Origin of the sequence: Pseudomonas sp. 2822-15 (assembly GCF_002742515.1) — a bacterium.
Lineage (GTDB): Bacteria > Pseudomonadota > Gammaproteobacteria > Pseudomonadales > Pseudomonadaceae > Aquipseudomonas > Aquipseudomonas salomonii.
The window spans coordinates 1-309 of record NZ_LJRY01000088.1 but is presented as its reverse complement, the minus strand read 5'-3'; the positions used below and the strand labels follow the sequence as shown (position 1 = coordinate 309).

Sequence of the window (309 nt, the reverse complement as noted above, 5' to 3'; positions counted from 1 at the left end):
CTCCTGCAGAACAGTTCTTTAGAATTTGTTGGAAATGTGGAGGCGAGAGACCTTCTAGATGGTGTAGCGGATGTTGTAGTATGTGACGGTTTTTCAGGAAATCTTGTGTTAAAAACGATTGAAGGAACTGCATTATCTTTATTTTCATTACTGAAGGATGAACTTACTTCATCATTGAAAAATAAATTAGCAGCTGGAGTATTAAAGCCTTCGTTTAAGAAAGTGAAGATGAAGATGGATTATTCCGAATATGGCGGTGCAGGCTTATTTGGTTTAAGTGCTCCAGTCATTAAGGCACATGGTTCATCT

1 pseudogene is annotated in these 309 nt (G+C 37.9%); it reads left to right on the top strand.

The window, feature by feature from the left end:
* A pseudogene (locus AOA59_RS00505) lies at positions 1-309 on the top strand (phosphate--acyl-ACP acyltransferase); the annotation flags it as partial.